This is a genomic window from Desulfosporosinus fructosivorans (assembly GCF_004766045.1).
In the GTDB taxonomy this organism is placed as follows: Bacteria; Bacillota; Desulfitobacteriia; order Desulfitobacteriales; family Desulfitobacteriaceae; genus Desulfosporosinus; species Desulfosporosinus fructosivorans.
In genome coordinates, this window is record NZ_SPQQ01000013.1 from 42,587 (window position 1) to 57,517 (window position 14,931).

The following is a 14,931-nucleotide window of genomic DNA, read 5'->3' on the forward strand; positions in this document are numbered from 1 at the left end:
TTATGAAGTTATCAACTCTCCTCTCAGGTAAGAACGAACTAGCGGAAGAAGCATGGGTGGCACTCCGGGATTGCACTCCAGTGCTGCTCGGGGTAGTGCCCTTTGGTATCACCTGCGGGATAATGGGGCTTACAGCAAAAATGTCAGGATTAGAAACTATTCTGATGTCTGTCTTTGTTTTTGCCGGTGCATCACAGTTTATTGGCATTACCATGTTGAGCGCAGGCATGGGCTGGGGAATTATAATACTTACTACCTTACTGGTGAACTTGCGCCACTTGATCCTGGGATCATCCTTAGCACCCTATATGATTAGACTACCGTTTCCTCTCCAAGCACTCCTTGCTTTCTTTTTGACCGATGAAGCCTATGCCCTGACCATTAGCCGAATTCACAAGGCCAAATACAGTGTGCTCTATCAATTGACCGTGAGTACTTTGCTTTATCTAGTTTGGGTTTTGGCCACTGTAGCTGGGGTAGTTTTAGGTAGCTACATTTCCGAACCCTTAACTTGGGGGCTTGATTTTGCCATGCCAGCAACATTTCTGGTATTGCTGATACCGCTGTTGAGAAACCGTATCAGTCTAATTGTTTTCGGTGTGGCTGCAGTGGTTTCGGTATTAGCTGCCCTGTATTTACCCGGTAAGTGGTATATTATTATCGCCTGCCTTACGGCCAGCTTAATCGGGGGCTTATTAGAGGGGGATAGCAAACATGCGTAGTGAAGTTTTTTACATCATTATAGGAATGACCTTAGTCACTTATTTTACTAGAATCGGAACTCTAGCCTTGTTCCGGTTTACTGGAGTACCAACTTGGTTAAATAGATGGTTAAAATATGTCCCAGTTGCCATATTGACAGCCTTAATCGTACCATCATTACTTTTACCCAAGGGATATTTGGATATTAGTTTAAACAATCACTACCTGATTGCGGGCATTGTTGCTGCTTTTGTGGCTTATAAGAGCCGTAATATTATTGCCACCTTAGGTATCGGAATGTCAATTATGTTTGTCCTGAAGTTATTGTAGAGAACTACTTTCTTCAAATGCCATATAATAGCGAAAGCGACCTTACTGGTCGCTCTCAGAACTTTCATAAAGGGCAAGTTATACCCCAATATCTTTTGAACATTGAGGGGATAGTAATTTTGGACAACCGCTTTAATCATTCTTGTAATTATTTTTCATATGCCTTTATCAATTCTGCAATATCAAATTTTTTCATTTTAAGAAATGCTTCAGTCACTTGGGCCAATTTTGTAGCATCCTTATTCTGCATCATCTCATTCATAATCGTGGGTACAATCTGCCATGAAAATCCATATTTGTCCTTTAACCAACCACATTGTTCTGCTTCAGGAACGGCAGATAGCTTATCCCAATAATAGTCTATTTCTGCTTGTGTATCGCACATCACCATCAATGAAATAGCCTCATTAAAAGTAAAGCCGTGATCATAGGCGCTGTCCATCGCTGCAAAGGTTTGGTTAACAAGTACGAAGTCGACATGTTGAATCGAGTCAGCTTTGTTCGGAGCAGCATCTTCACCGTATCTAAGGATATTACCAATGCTTGAGTGTTTAAATAATGTTGTGTAGAATTGGATAGCCTCTTCTGCATTTCCACACTGATCCCCGACAAACATAAGTGTTGGGGTTATTTTTTGCTTAATCTCGAAATCACCCATGTACATCACTTGCCAAGAAAGGCCGTATCTGTCAATCAGCCATCCATATTTTTCGCTAAACGGATAGGCATCTAGTGCCATGAGCGCTGCACCATTTTCGATAAGTTTCTTCCATAACACCTCAGCCTCTTCAATAGAACTACAAGCGATGAGAAATGATACCGCTGGTGTGAATTTAAATAATGGACCCGCTGACAGCAGCATTAATTCTTGTCCTGCGAGCTCAATTGTGATCATATCCACTGACCCTGATGGTGTGTCATTTAATATGGTTTTGTTCTTAATTTTTGATCCTTCAAATAGAGACATATAGAATTTTGATGCCTCATCCGCTTCCTTGTCAAACCATAAGTGTGGGATAATCTTTTGCATATCGATCTCCTCTCGCATTCATGCAGATTTTTCTCAATTATACTGCGTAATTAATGAGAATCCAAATTTGCAAAACCTCCTTAGCCCACTTAGGTCCTTCATTGAAAACTGACTAACAAAGACCGATCAATTTGTGATCGGTCTTTGTTATATATAGGTCCACTTTTGTTGTCCGCTTCGGACAGAATATTACCCGTAGATAGTGGATAATCTAATTTAAATCCTAAATCCAGTTATCAAGAGGAGATAGCAACAATGCCACTTTACTTTATCTATCCAATCTTTACCACAATTTTCTCGGTCATCCTATTAGCTAATGTTCCTAGAAAAGAAATCCAACGTTTATCTATTTACGGAATCATTTTTGGCGGAATGCTGGACAGTCTGATACATATTTTCGGTTATTTCACCGGTTTATTCGCTTGGATAAACTACGGGCCTTTTGGCTTCATCGGGGTACATATTTTTGCCAATGTAACATGGTCAATATTTTTTATATTGTATTTTTATTTCTTACCTCCTCAAAAACCATTGAATTATGTATTCGCTGGCAGCGGGATCTTTTTTTCTTTAATGTATTATAACATGGTCGTTGATTTGGGTATCTTAAAATCCTCCAGCAGGGTTTGGTTACCTCTATTAGGCTTTGTTGTTTGGTTTTCAATAGCTACCTGGGGTTATTATAAATTAAATAGTTTCATTGAACGCAAGACTTTCCAGAAGTAATCAAGGGGATAATACGAAAGAATAACTTACCATTTCCAATATCATATCGAGTAAGAACAAGAATGGTGGAGGTAGGCTAGTTGGAAAACACTCATAATTATATTTTACCAAAAACAAATCTTATTGGTATTGGAGCTATCAAAGACCTTCCTAATGAACTATTATCCTGGAAATTAAGTAAAGTCCTGATTGTTACAGATAAAAACATGATCAGTCTCGGATATGTCGAAAATGTGGAAAAGATCTTAAAGAGTTTATTCATTTCATATGATATTTTTGACGGAATTTTGCATCCCAATCCTACGGTTTCTTTTGTAGAAGACGGCTTAACGTATCTCAACAAAGGACTTAATATCTTTAAACGAAACTACAAATTGATCATTTCCATCGGCGGCGGAACAAATCATGACTGTGCCAAAGCAATCGCTACAGTAGCTACAAATGGCGGTTCAATTATTAATTATGAAGGATATAATAAAGTAACCAAACCAGCAATACCGCAAATTGCTATCAATACAACCGCAGGCTCTGCCGCAGAATTAACGATGTTTGCCATAGTAGTAGATAATTCCAGAAAGGTGAAAATGACGATTGCGTCGCCTTTTCTAACCCCATTTATTTCAGTCAACGATCCCATATTTATGACAACAATGCCTAGAGAAGTAACCGCCAGCTCAGGTATTGATGTTGTTTCCCATGGCATAGAAGCTTTTGTATCGACAGAAGCTTCTCCTATAACGGATTCATTAGCACTCGAAGCAATAAGCTTAGCTATTGAGTATCTTCCGAGAGCCTATGAGAATGGCAATGATCTCGAAGCTAGGGAAAAAATGATGTTCGCAAGTATTATGGCTGGCATGGCGTTTAATAATGCCGGATTAGGCTATGTGCATTCTATGGCCCATCAATTGGGAGGATTTTATAATCAAACCCATGGTTGCTATAATGCTGTCTTGCTCCCTTATGTGTTTGAGTTTAATTCCGTCTCCATACCTGAACAAAGAATCCTGAAATTATGTGAAGCCATGGGGGCCATTACCCATAACAGGTCTCAAGCTGTCGACTTAATTATAGACTCAATTGAAAAATTAAGGGCTACAATAGAAATCCCCAGCAAATTAAGTGAGATGGGGCTAAAGGAAAGTGATATTAAGACCCTCTCTCAGAATGCAATAAAAGATATCTGTTCCTTTACAAATCCAAGACAAGGCTTTGTTGAAGATTTTATTAGCCTCTTTAAAGCAGCATTCTAGCTTGTGTCAATGAACGGGCTCTCGAGAACAACGGAAGTAGTCAAACCTTCAATATTGGAGTGAAGATTGTTTTGTAATCTTATAATTAGTTTAATTCTTTACTTATGAGCTTAATCGTTCTTCTGATATCATCATCATCCGTTTTACAAACACATAAACGTAAACCGTCTGAGTGAGGAAAACCATCGATATAACAACTGTTTGTACTGCTCAAAAGTACATTATATTTCGACAACCGTTTTACAAGAATATTGGCCGATACACAATTTAACTCTAGGCAAGCATAAATCCCTGTTTTAGGTATATAACATTTTATGATTCCATCTTGTTGTTGCTCGATTGCATCTCGTAAAACATCCATCTTTTCTTTGTAATACTTTTTAGTTCTTTGCACATGAAACTTGTACATACTACTTTGCAGGTAAATCTCTAGAGCACCCTGTGTTAGGATTGGGGAGTTCAGATCGATGCTCCGTTTATAGGTTACAAATTCATTTTGGAGTTCCAGTGGTAATATTACCATTCCCAGGCGCAATCCTGGTAACAGTGTTTTCGAAAAGCTCCGAATGTAGATCATCCGTTCTGGTTCTCCCATTGCGTACATCGGATCTATCTTAGTATCCAGTTCCAAGTCTGCTAAATAATCATCCTCTACAATATAGACTTCATACTTTTTAGCAAGCCTGATTATTTCTTTTTTCTGTTCACGATTATAACAAAATCCCGTAGGGTTTTGATATCTTGGCATAGTATAAAAGAATTTAATATCTCCTTGTTTAAATAATGATTCCAGTTCATTTAGGTTAATACCCTCATGTGTTCTTCTAATACCGACAACTGGAGTTTTTGTACATTTCATTACTTGAAGCATGACAGAATATGTTGGTTGCTCTACAAGTACTTTCGTGCGAGCATTAGGAAAAGAGAGAGCCGCCAGAATATACAAAGCTTGCTGTGAGCCATTGGTTATAAAAATATTTTGTGGTTTTGTGAAGACTTGAAAATTTACCAAGTGTTTGACTAAGCCATGTATTAATTCCGGCATACCCTGCGGTGAAGAATACTCAAACAGCTTTTTCTCATATAACGAAATAGCTTTTTCCATACAATGATAAAAATCCTTGTATGGATTAATGTAATCGGGCGGGCCAGTCGTTACCATATCGATTATGTCATTCCTACTTTTTACGGTTATCGAAGATTTCACAACATAATAACCACTTTTGGGAAAGGAATAAATTAAATGCTCTGATTCAAGTAATTTATAAGCTTTCACGATTGTATCAGAATTATAGGACAATTCCTTTGAAAGCACCTGTACTGACGGCAACTTTTCACCAGGCTTATATGCAACGAGAGATATCTTTTGTCTTATTAAATCAGCAACTAATTGATATTTATAAATCACATGACCTCATTTCTATACCGGTATAGGTTAGTTATTATTTTCTAGCTTATGCCAATGACATCAATTAGAATAAATATAATAAATTAGTAAGTGAATTGCAATTTATAATTTATTACATAAGGGGCATTGATATGATAAAGTTAGAGGTTAAGGATTATTTTAAAGTTGTTACACCATTGGAGAGTTTAACAATTAATACTTTGTTTGCTAAAGCAGTTATTTATAAGAGAATAAGTGGCTCAGTATATGTAGATAGTGATAAGGACCCAAAAGTATTTTATATCGTACATCCATATGGAATGTCACTACTATTTGGTGATACGGAAAAGGAAAATTTCAATGAGGATTTATTTCATCATTTGACTAATAAGAATAAGATTCGGAATAAATATGAATGGTTGCAAGCATTTCCTAATTCTTGGAACCATAAAATCGAATCAATTTTAGACTCGTATCTAGTGAAAATAGATTCTGCAAATCAGAATAGAGTTCTAGAAAACACCAGAGTCAATTTCATTTTTAATATACGTGAATATAAGACCATTAAAGGACAATTAGATAGACAAGAACACGAAATAGTACGTACAACAAATGAAATGTTAAAAACTATGCCGGGAAGTGTAATTCCAAAGTATTTTTGGGACAACGAAGATCAATTCCAAAATAAAGGAATAGGATTTAGCCTGATTTATGATGGAGAAGCTGCTTCTACAGCTTTTTCGTCATGTAGGTTTGAGAATCAATTGGAAATTGGTATCGAGACCTTAGAAAAGTATAGAAGTAAAGGGTTTGCATTATACGTTTGCTCAGCTCTTATTAATTACTGTATAGAAAATGGTTTGGAACCTATTTGGGCGTGTCGCATGGAAAATATTGCATCATACCAGTTGGCTCTCAAACTTGGATTTATACCGACACTTTATATCCCTTATTATCGGCTATCCATATAGAATTCTTATCTAACATTACACTACTTCCGTTATCTAAATGCACCTCCAATCGGTAGTCATCTTTTGGTACTACGCCTTTTATATGACTCATCCATACACCTCCGAAAATTAAAATCCACAATACAACAATTGTATCGTGGATTTTCTTGTGTTTATATCACCTAGCGAGGGATATTTCGTATGAATTTTTAGGATTTTAACGTTGATATATGTCTAACTGCATTTTGAGTGTCCACACCAATTTTCCATAGCAGCCCGAAATGATAAACTCATAGCGCAACTAGCGAAAATTAAAATCCCCCAATTTCTAGAGCAATGCTGATTTCTGTAAGGCGCCGTAGACACTCTTGGCCAGGATGCCTGCAACAATAGTTCCTACTAAGGTAGTTATACTTGAAGTTAAAAGTGCGATCTTCCAGTCAAGATGAAGGGCATAGATCAGTCCTATCATAACGCAAAAATTTCCGGTAACAGTACAACCGAGCATTGCTAAGATATGGTGGCTTAATTTTCCCATGGAAAGATTACTAGCAATCAAGGAGTAGGCAATGGAGCCAATGACATTGGCGAATAAGAAGAAAAATGCCAGTGCTGAATAGCCAGTTGCCATGGCTACAATGGCTTCCACTAATCCGGCAATAATACCCGCTGGTTGTTTGTACATTAAGATAATTAGGCCAGTAAAGAAGGCCCAGCAGGTGCCATTAAATAGTAAGAAGGTTGGGTCTAGTATACCGTCGATACGTCCTGTGACCTGCATCATAATCAGAAATACAATCCCTACGATGACGGAGCCAACTAATGCTTTGGTGTCTGTTCTGAAATATTTTTCTTTCATTTCTAATTCTCCTCCTCATATGATAATAGTGTTTATATTAATAGTAATATCCTGCTTGCCAGGCTGATGATGATTACCAATAATATCGCTGAGATTAAAGCAATATCGTAATGCTTAATGGTTAAATCCGAACTAAAGGTTCGGGTTTTGCTTCGTCCATAGCCCCTTAACTCCATGGCTAGGGCCGTTTCTGTTGAGCGCCGAACAGCGCGATATAAAAACGGCATAAAGGTTGGAATTACCCCTTTGAGATTGTCCCATACGTTCTCCATTTTAAGGCCCCGGGTTCTCTGGCTATCGACTATGGATATATACTCTGCTTTCATGAGAGGGAGGAAGCGGGCGCTCAGTCCTACCAGCATGGCATAGCGGTAGGGAATGTTGAATTTCACGAGCATCAAGGTAAAGTCTTGGGGTGAGGCCGAAGTGAAAAATTGCATACTCGCAAAAACAATCAGCGAACCCTTCAGTATGCCGGTGATCGCTAGTGGTACGGCTTCACTGTAAATTTTAAGGATTCCCCATTGGTAGAGTAGAACGCCTTCCCGGCAGAAAAGCAGCTGGATGATCAGAATCTGAAGTCCTAAAAGTAATATGATGATAATCATGACCTTATACTGCTTCAAGGAGCCGGTTAAGATAAGCGACGCCATAATACATACCAATAAAGCAAGGCACAACTGAACAGCGGTCCCCATACTCAGGGAAAGATAGATCATCAGCGCATACCAGGCCAGCTTTGTCCGGGGATCAAGCTTAGAAAGTCCCATCGTTACCCTCCCTGAATGACATAAGATTTTGGAAGTCCAGGCCAATCGCTTTAAGCGTATCGAGATGTTGATTGAGATCTCTTATCGAAATATCAAGTCGAAGACGATGGTTATGCAGGGCAACTAAGCGGTTTGAATAGTCTTTTGCCATATTTAGATCGTGGGTGATCAGCAAAATTGTTTTGCCATGTTTCGATAAATCGAAGAGTTTATCCATGATCATATATCCTTGGGTTTCGTCAAGTCCCGAGGTCGGTTCGTCGGCGATGATGAATTCCGGATCACTGACGAGGATGGAGGCTAGGGCCAAAAGCTGGCGCTGGCCGCGACTTAAGCGATGAGGGTGTATTTTCCTGTAGTTTAGCAGCCCCACAAATTCTAGGCACTCCTCGATCTTCTGTTCGATTACTTTAGTCTGTACGTCCCTCAGCTTCAGTGAAAATCCAACTTCTTCTTCCACGGTGCTTGCAAAGATCTGATAGTCGGGGTTTTGAAACAGAAAACCCACCTGCGTACGGGTCTTTGTCAGGTTTCCCTTATTCAGAGTCTGGTTAAACACTTTAATCTCACCTTTAGTAGGTTTTAAGAGACCAATAAGCAGTTTAGCCAATGTAGATTTTCCAGAGCCATTTAAACCAACGATCGATAAAAAGTCGCCCTGATAAATCTCTAAACTAATGTCTTCACAACCCAGTAAATCGTTATTGTACTGGTAAGTGACATTGGTCATTTCCGCAATGATTCCCTCGGACTTAACACGATCCGAATTAAAGGAAGTTTTGTATTTTAACCTACCCAATCGACACTCGATTTGCTCCTTGTAGTATTCGTCAGGCGAACACTGTTTGGTAATTTCGCCATCCTCAATATAGAAGACTCTGTTGGCATAATTAAGGACTTCTTCAATTCGGTCCATGACCAAAACAATGGTTAGCTTCTGAGTAATATTTAACTGACCCAGCCGCTTATAAAGCTCAAAGCGCCCCTGGGAATCCAGTTCGGCAGTCGGCTGATCCAGAATCAAGATAGGGGCATCGAGAGCTAAAACCCCGGCCAAGACAACACGTTGGGCCTCCCCGCCTGAAAGAGAAGCAGTCTGTCTGCTTTCATAGCCGGTTAGGCCTACCAATTCCAACGTCGTTTTAACCGTCAGATCAATTTGTTGCAAGGGTATTTCCAGATTGCCGAGGCCGAAGGCAACATCCTCGTAGACATCTAGGCTGAGAATTTGATTCTGGGGTTCCTGCATCATGTATCCCACATAATCGGACATTCTATTGAGGGGCATATCCAAAATATCTTGCCCCATGATTGTGACTTTGCCTGTCAATTCTGCGTTGTGGTAGTGAGGGATAGCACCTGTGATAGAGTGCAGTAAAATCGATTTCCCAGAGGCCACACCCCCGGTAATGACGATGAAATCTCCCTGCTTAATCTCAAAATCAATGTTTTTCAGCGCAGGTTTTTCTTCCTGCGGAAATACGAGTTTATCAATTTTAATTTTCGCAATTGTTTCCATAGCACATACAACTCCTAAAGGATTAAAATTAAAAAAAGTCCCAGCTTACCAATAAGCTAGAACTTTACCTTTGTCCTTTTTGCAATATTTTATAGGCAGGTTTCCTGACTTGTAGACTAGAATGTACGCCTTCCCAGTTATCCCAGTGGCAAATGTACATTTTCAACATCTACTTACAGTGGTGGGTCCGTCCAGGATTTCAACCTGGTTCCCTATTATCCCTTGCGGGCACCTATCAATATGTATTCAACTGACCTTATGATAGAATAGTTCGTTTATTTTGTCAACAGGAGTTTACTCACTCTATGTTCATAGATAAATTAATAGCAGATATATTAGTTATGGGTGATAAATATGTTCCTGACCTTAAAAGAAACCCTTTATCTTCTTACGGGATGGCTTACCTTATTTGTTATTGGCACTGATTTGTTTGTTATATCTCCTTTATTACCATTCATCGCTCAAGAATTTAGAATAACGCCTGCTGTTGCAGGGTGGATGGTTACCGTATTTTCACTTATGTATGCAATTAGTGCTCCATTTTTCGGGTGGCTTTCAGACCGCAAAGGTCGACGCTTTTTCATTATTTTCGGTTTATTATCTTTTTGCTTATCCAATTTTTTAACAGCCATTTCTCCTACATTTACAATGTTAATAATCAGTCGTATATTGGCTGGTTTATCTGTTGCGGCAATAACCCCTATAATCTACGCTATTATCGGCGATACAGCATCACCAGAACGCAGAGGGATATGGCTTTCCTTTGTAGTATCTGGACATCTTATGGCTTTATGGGCAGGGGCACCTATCGGAACTCTGTTAAAACAATTTCTGGGGTGGCGTTCTATTTTTATAGGTTTAGCTACAATTGCTGCTTTACTATCAATCTTAAACTTTAGGGTTTGGGCATCAATAAACATAGTACATTCAGTAGAGGCACAGACTAAAGGCAGTGTCATAAGAATTATTTCCGCAGTGAGTGTAACTACCTTTTGGGCAATTGCTATGTATGCTCTTTATGTATATCTTGGGACAGGGTTGGTTTTATATAACCATTTTTCTCCGGCTGAACTTGCCTTTTCAATTACGGTCTATGGTATAGGGGCTGTATTTGGTAGTTTATCCAGTGGGAGAGTTACAAATATAATTGGTTCAAGAATGCTATCCATATTCAGTACAGCCATGCTAATTGGTATTCTTGCGCTATTAGGTCTTTCCTTTTCAACAGGAACTTGGGTTTATCTTTTATTGTTCTTCTGGGCACTTATCGGATATGCCTCCTTTACTTCATATCAAGCCCGTTTAGCAGAAGAATTTCCAGAAATCCGTGGCATGGTACTAGCCTTAAACAACACAGCATTATATATCGGAATTACGCTTGGCTCCATAATAGGCGGTTTCGTTATTACAAAATGGGGCTTCTTCGCATTGCCATTTATCTGTAGCGCGATAGCTTTAATAAGCTGCTTAATAACTGTCAAAAGGAAAATGAATACTCGTGTTGACTCAACCTGAACGCTGGGATGGAGTAGATTTCTTAATTAAACCTGGGATTGAATCTACACCGTACTATGATTAAATAACAATCGTAGCTTGAGCGAACTTAGGCAGGTACAAAAAGAACTTTCTCCAGAATTTCTAATAATTATTGGGACAACAACCATATTAAAGAGGAGGTGAGCGATCCCCATCTCGCTGGATGACTAAAATAAGACAAAAAGTCCTTAGATATCGCTCAAGACGAATTTGTCAATATAAAGGAGGATAATTCATGGAATTCACGAATACCAAAGAAGAAACCAGTAAGAAAAAAAGAACCACTAAGTTTGCTATGCTCATAGGTACCGCTCTGATCGCTAGCACTTTGTTTGCAAGTACAGCTCTAGCGTCAAGCAACCCGGTAAATGATTCGAGTGATAAGCAGCCTGCTAAAAAGCAGTTAATGCTCTCCATAAAGAACGGGTCCGGAGACCCAATTGATATCTCTGGTTCCTCACCAGAAATGATAAAGGCCCAGGTGGACTCATTAGTCCAGGCAGGTAAGCTTTCCAAAGAGGAAGCAGATAAAATTCTGTCATTTGATGGCCAATCAAAGAATTTTAGTGATACAATCCCCGCCGGAGATCAGAGGAAGCTTGTCATCAAGAATGAGTCCGGAGACCAGATTAAAATCGTTGGCACCTCACCAGAGATGCTAAAGTCCAAGGTGGAAGCACTGGTCGAGGCAGGTAAGCTTTCCAGAGAGGAAGCAGATAAAATTCTATCGTCTGATAACCCAGCCATAAATTTGAGTGACTCAAAACCTGCTGGAAATCAGATGATGCTCGTCTTCAAGAACGAGTCCGGTGAACCGATTAAGCTTTCCGGCTCCTCACCAGAGATGATAAAGTCCCAGGTGCAAGCCTTGCTCGAAGAGGGCAAGATTTCCCAACAGACTGCCGATAAAGTTCTGAATGGGCTACCTAATCTTCCTTCAAAAGAATAACTAACTTGAACCCCCTCTCCCCTAGTACTGGTCAGGGCATGCTAAGCTCGAACCGGTACTAAGGGAGACTAATAATGGGAGTATACTCATCAGACGATTATTAATAACTAGAAAAGAAGTGAACACATTGTGTCAGCACTGCTGCTCCTTGTAGAAGATGATCTTGATCTAGCAGAAGCAATCAAAATGGGAATTGAGGATGAAGGCTGGCAAGTGGAACATATGCTTGACGGTATTTCCGGCCTTAGCCGGGCGGAATCTGGCGAACACGACTTGGTAATTCTCGATGTCCGTCTGCCTGATCTGAATGGCTTCGACCTCTGTCGGAAACTGAGGCGTACAAGCAACATCCCAGTGCTTTTCCTAACCGCCCGCAGCTCTGAAACGGATAAAGTTGTTGGCTTGGAATTAGGCGGAGATGACTACTTAGCAAAACCCTTCGGTATGAGGGAACTTCTGGCTCGAATACGGGCTCTCTTGCGCCGGGCAAATGCTCAACTAAGCGAGGAAAAGCGAATACGAGTACTGGACCTCCTTCTTCTTCCGGAACGGCAGTCTGTGTATCGCGGTAATCAACGAATCCAGCTTACTCCCAGCGAGTACCAGGTACTCCTAACCCTTGCTCAACGCCCCAAAATGATCTTTACCCGGGAGATGCTGATGGAGGCACTCTGGCAAACCGACCACAACACTGGTAGCCCGCTGACCGTCAATGTACATGTGCGCAACCTCAGAGCCAAGCTCGGTGACGATCTGGAAAATCCTCGCTACATCGTTAGTGTACGGGGCGTCGGCTATAAACTGCAGGAGGGAGAACAATGAGAATTTGGCAAAGTCTGCGGGCTCGGCTAGTTTTTAGCTATATTGTCCTAACCTTCCTGCTTCTTTCGTTTGTTGGTTATGTCTTTTCCAACGCCATGTCTCTCTACGCTGTTTCTGTTCAGAATGCCCAAAAAAACCAATATGCACAGCAGGCAGCAATTATGCTTAAGGATGCTAATGCGCGCAATCTCTCCCCAGCCGAAACTCTTGCCCTTCTACGGGAAAACCTTCCTGGCATAGACATTGAACCGGTAGTCACACCATCGCTTAATAATCTAATGGGTCCAGGTCCAGGATTATTTGAGGATGAAACCCTTCTGCAAACAAAAATGCTGTTCCTATCTATCTCGAAGCCGCCTGGTGATGGTTCATTTATCCTTCAATCCGTTACTGAAAACAATGGATCTCCTTCGATCTCATTCTACCGCTTTGCTTGGCCAACTTCAGCCTTTGCGCTTTTATCCCATCTTTACGTTCAGATACTGGAAGTACTGGGTCTAGCCTTAGTACTATCCGGGGTCATAGGGTGGTTGCTCAGTCGTTGGATCGGCAAGCCCTTAGCTCAGCTAGCATCGGCTACAGAAACCGTGGCAGCCGGCAACTTTCTGGAGCTGGTAAATCGGCCCGGGATCTTCGAACTGGACCGGGTGGTGGAGCAGTTCAACAAGATGGTACTTCAACTGCGGATATCGTTCCGTTCTCTGGCTGCTGAGCGAGATACGGCGCAGCGTTTTGCTGCTGATGCCGCTCACGAGTTGAAAACACCGGTGGCCACTCTGAGGGCGTACCAAGATGTAATTACAGAACACCCCGAGCGGTTAGAGCAAGCCTTGCCTGCCCTCGGCCGCCAGGTCGAACGGATGGAGCAGATTATTTCCGGGTTACTGCAAATGGCAACGTTAGACAAGGGGGACACTCTTGCCCTTGAGGTTGCCGATCTTTGCGCGTTCATCAAGCGATTAGAGCCCATTTACGAGGCACTAGCCGCCGAATGTGGTCATCGTTTGACAACGGTCTGCCCAGAAGCGCCTGTACAAGTCATGCTTAATCAGCGCCTATTAGAATTGGCTTTAGACAATCTGATGGATAATGCCTGCAAATACACACCCCCTAGTGGGATGGTGTCTTTGACTCTTCAAGTTGACGAAAATGAAGCACTTATCATCGTACAAGACTCTGGTAAAGGCATTCCGCCTGACGAATCACCCTACATCTTTGATCGGTTTCGCCGGGGAATTGATACGCAGTCTATTCCTGGTACCGGTCTAGGGCTGGCGATTGTTCAGGAATCGCTAAAAAGAATGGGTGGAACTGTTTCACTGGAAAGCCAGATAGGCCTAGGCGCCAAGTTTCTGATCCGGCTACCGCTCAACCGCTAAGACCCTCCACGCACAAGCACCCCAAGCTCGTAGACGAGAACTTGGGGTGCTAATTAATTTTGTCTAATTATAACGGAAATAATCCATGATATTCCATTCAATGCTTTTGGTGATATGTTTTCCTCACCAATTTTCCACAGCAGCTCGAACGCAAGCGAGTTGTCGGCACCTGTTTTTTTGATATACATCCACTGTCCAAAGTTTTAGCTATTCATGACCGCTTTGAGCTTTTCTACGAGAGGAATATCTGCAGGGGAAAAGTCATATAAATCCAACTGCTGGCGAGTAACCCATTCGATTCGGCTATGTACGCTCAACTTAAGGTCCCCCGCAATCCACTGACACCAGAAAGCCATCAGATTGATAGACCCGCTATGATAAGCATAGATGCTTTCACCGAAGAAATCTAAAACGTCGATATCGACCTCCAATTCTTCTTGAATCTCTCGTTTTAAACATTCCTGTGGAGTCTCCCCGAGTTCGATCTTTCCACCGGGAAACTCCCATTTGCCGGCTAACTTTTCACCTGGTGCACGTTGGGCGATCAGGACTTTATTATCCTTTAAGATAATTGCTGCTGTAACTTCCTTCATGCTTTTCAATCCTTTAATTGATGTCTCTAGCCAGCACTCGCATGGCATTAGAATTCATTTAACTACCTTTATTTATAATTATAGGGATTTTCCTTAATATGCACAATACAACGGAAGATTGATCCA

At 41.0% G+C, this 14,931-nt stretch carries 15 protein-coding genes and 1 riboswitch; of the genes, 9 read left to right on the forward strand and 6 right to left on the reverse strand.

Translation table 11 applies throughout. The features are described 5' to 3' along the window. Positions 1–2 precede the first annotated feature (2 nt). Together E4K67_RS24735 and E4K67_RS24740 are read left to right on the forward strand one after the other, a co-directional pair. The gene (locus E4K67_RS24735) at positions 3–722 is read left to right on the forward strand and encodes an AzlC family ABC transporter permease (protein ID WP_135551626.1); all 720 of its coding nucleotides are present in this window, start codon (positions 3–5) and stop codon (positions 720–722) included. Next, on the forward strand, positions 715–1,032 hold the full coding sequence (locus tag E4K67_RS24740; RefSeq protein WP_135551628.1) for an AzlD domain-containing protein: 318 nt from the start codon (positions 715–717) through the stop codon (positions 1,030–1,032). The genes E4K67_RS24735 and E4K67_RS24740 overlap by 8 nt, the downstream gene beginning before the upstream one ends. A gap of 148 nt (positions 1,033–1,180) precedes the next feature. Here E4K67_RS24740 and E4K67_RS24745 read toward each other — a convergent pair whose 3' ends face one another. Then, positions 1,181–2,062, reverse strand: a complete 882-nt coding sequence (locus E4K67_RS24745) for a VOC family protein (protein WP_135551630.1) — start codon at positions 2,060–2,062, stop codon at positions 1,181–1,183. A gap of 255 nt (positions 2,063–2,317) precedes the next feature. Here E4K67_RS24745 and E4K67_RS24750 point away from each other — a divergent pair, with 255 nt between their 5' ends. Next, on the forward strand, positions 2,318–2,788 hold the full coding sequence (locus E4K67_RS24750; RefSeq protein ID WP_135551632.1) for a hypothetical protein: 471 nt from the start codon (positions 2,318–2,320) through the stop codon (positions 2,786–2,788). A gap of 80 nt (positions 2,789–2,868) precedes the next feature. Further along, positions 2,869–4,041, forward strand: coding sequence for an iron-containing alcohol dehydrogenase (locus E4K67_RS24755; protein WP_135551634.1), 1,173 nt, complete (start codon positions 2,869–2,871; stop codon positions 4,039–4,041). Between the two features lie 85 nt (positions 4,042–4,126). On the opposite strand, the gene E4K67_RS24760 is transcribed toward E4K67_RS24755, so the two are convergent. Continuing rightward, positions 4,127–5,449 carry an aminotransferase-like domain-containing protein gene (locus tag E4K67_RS24760; RefSeq protein ID WP_135551636.1) on the reverse strand — a complete coding sequence of 441 codons (1,323 nt, stop codon included), beginning with the start codon at positions 5,447–5,449 and terminating at the stop codon, positions 4,127–4,129. 131 nt (positions 5,450–5,580) lie between these two features. Between E4K67_RS24760 and E4K67_RS24765 the strand changes: the two genes are divergently transcribed. Continuing rightward, positions 5,581–6,399 carry a GNAT family N-acetyltransferase gene (locus E4K67_RS24765; protein ID WP_135551638.1) on the forward strand — a complete coding sequence of 273 codons (819 nt, stop codon included), beginning with the start codon at positions 5,581–5,583 and terminating at the stop codon, positions 6,397–6,399. 307 nt (positions 6,400–6,706) lie between these two features. On the opposite strand, the gene E4K67_RS24770 is transcribed toward E4K67_RS24765, so the two are convergent. The 3 genes from E4K67_RS24770 to E4K67_RS24780 are packed head-to-tail and all read right to left on the reverse strand — an operon-like array spanning position 6,707 to position 9,526. Continuing rightward, positions 6,707–7,237, reverse strand: coding sequence for a hypothetical protein (locus E4K67_RS24770; RefSeq protein WP_135551640.1), 531 nt, complete (start codon positions 7,235–7,237; stop codon positions 6,707–6,709). 32 nt (positions 7,238–7,269) lie between these two features. Beyond that, positions 7,270–8,007: an energy-coupling factor transporter transmembrane component T family protein gene (locus E4K67_RS24775; RefSeq protein ID WP_135551642.1), complete on the reverse strand. Its 738-nt coding sequence runs from the start codon at positions 8,005–8,007 to the stop codon at positions 7,270–7,272. Then, the gene (locus E4K67_RS24780; RefSeq protein ID WP_135551644.1) at positions 7,994–9,526 is read right to left on the reverse strand and encodes an ABC transporter ATP-binding protein; all 1,533 of its coding nucleotides are present in this window, start codon (positions 9,524–9,526) and stop codon (positions 7,994–7,996) included. Before E4K67_RS24780 ends, E4K67_RS24775 begins: the two co-directional genes overlap by 14 nt. A gap of 77 nt (positions 9,527–9,603) precedes the next feature. Continuing rightward, a riboswitch (cobalamin riboswitch) is annotated at positions 9,604–9,776 on the reverse strand. A 104-nt stretch (positions 9,777–9,880) separates the two neighbouring features. Between E4K67_RS24780 and E4K67_RS24785 the strand changes: the two genes are divergently transcribed. From E4K67_RS24785 to E4K67_RS24800, 4 genes are all read left to right on the forward strand, one after another. Beyond that, positions 9,881–11,041 (forward strand): MFS transporter, encoded by a 1,161-nt coding sequence (locus tag E4K67_RS24785; RefSeq protein ID WP_135551646.1) that lies wholly within the window; start codon positions 9,881–9,883, stop codon positions 11,039–11,041. A 256-nt stretch (positions 11,042–11,297) separates the two neighbouring features. Continuing rightward, a complete protein-coding gene (locus tag E4K67_RS24790; RefSeq protein WP_135551648.1) occupies positions 11,298–12,011 on the forward strand; it encodes a hypothetical protein in 714 nt (237 codons plus the stop codon). A gap of 129 nt (positions 12,012–12,140) precedes the next feature. Beyond that, positions 12,141–12,833 (forward strand): response regulator transcription factor, encoded by a 693-nt coding sequence (locus E4K67_RS24795; protein WP_135551650.1) that lies wholly within the window; start codon positions 12,141–12,143, stop codon positions 12,831–12,833. After that, positions 12,830–14,212, forward strand: a complete 1,383-nt coding sequence (locus E4K67_RS24800) for a sensor histidine kinase (protein WP_135551652.1) — start codon at positions 12,830–12,832, stop codon at positions 14,210–14,212. The genes E4K67_RS24795 and E4K67_RS24800 overlap by 4 nt, the downstream gene beginning before the upstream one ends. Positions 14,213–14,415: 203 nt before the next feature. Here E4K67_RS24800 and E4K67_RS24805 read toward each other — a convergent pair whose 3' ends face one another. Further along, the gene (locus E4K67_RS24805; protein ID WP_135551654.1) at positions 14,416–14,805 is read right to left on the reverse strand and encodes a (deoxy)nucleoside triphosphate pyrophosphohydrolase; all 390 of its coding nucleotides are present in this window, start codon (positions 14,803–14,805) and stop codon (positions 14,416–14,418) included. Between the last annotated feature and the right edge of the window lie 126 nt (positions 14,806–14,931).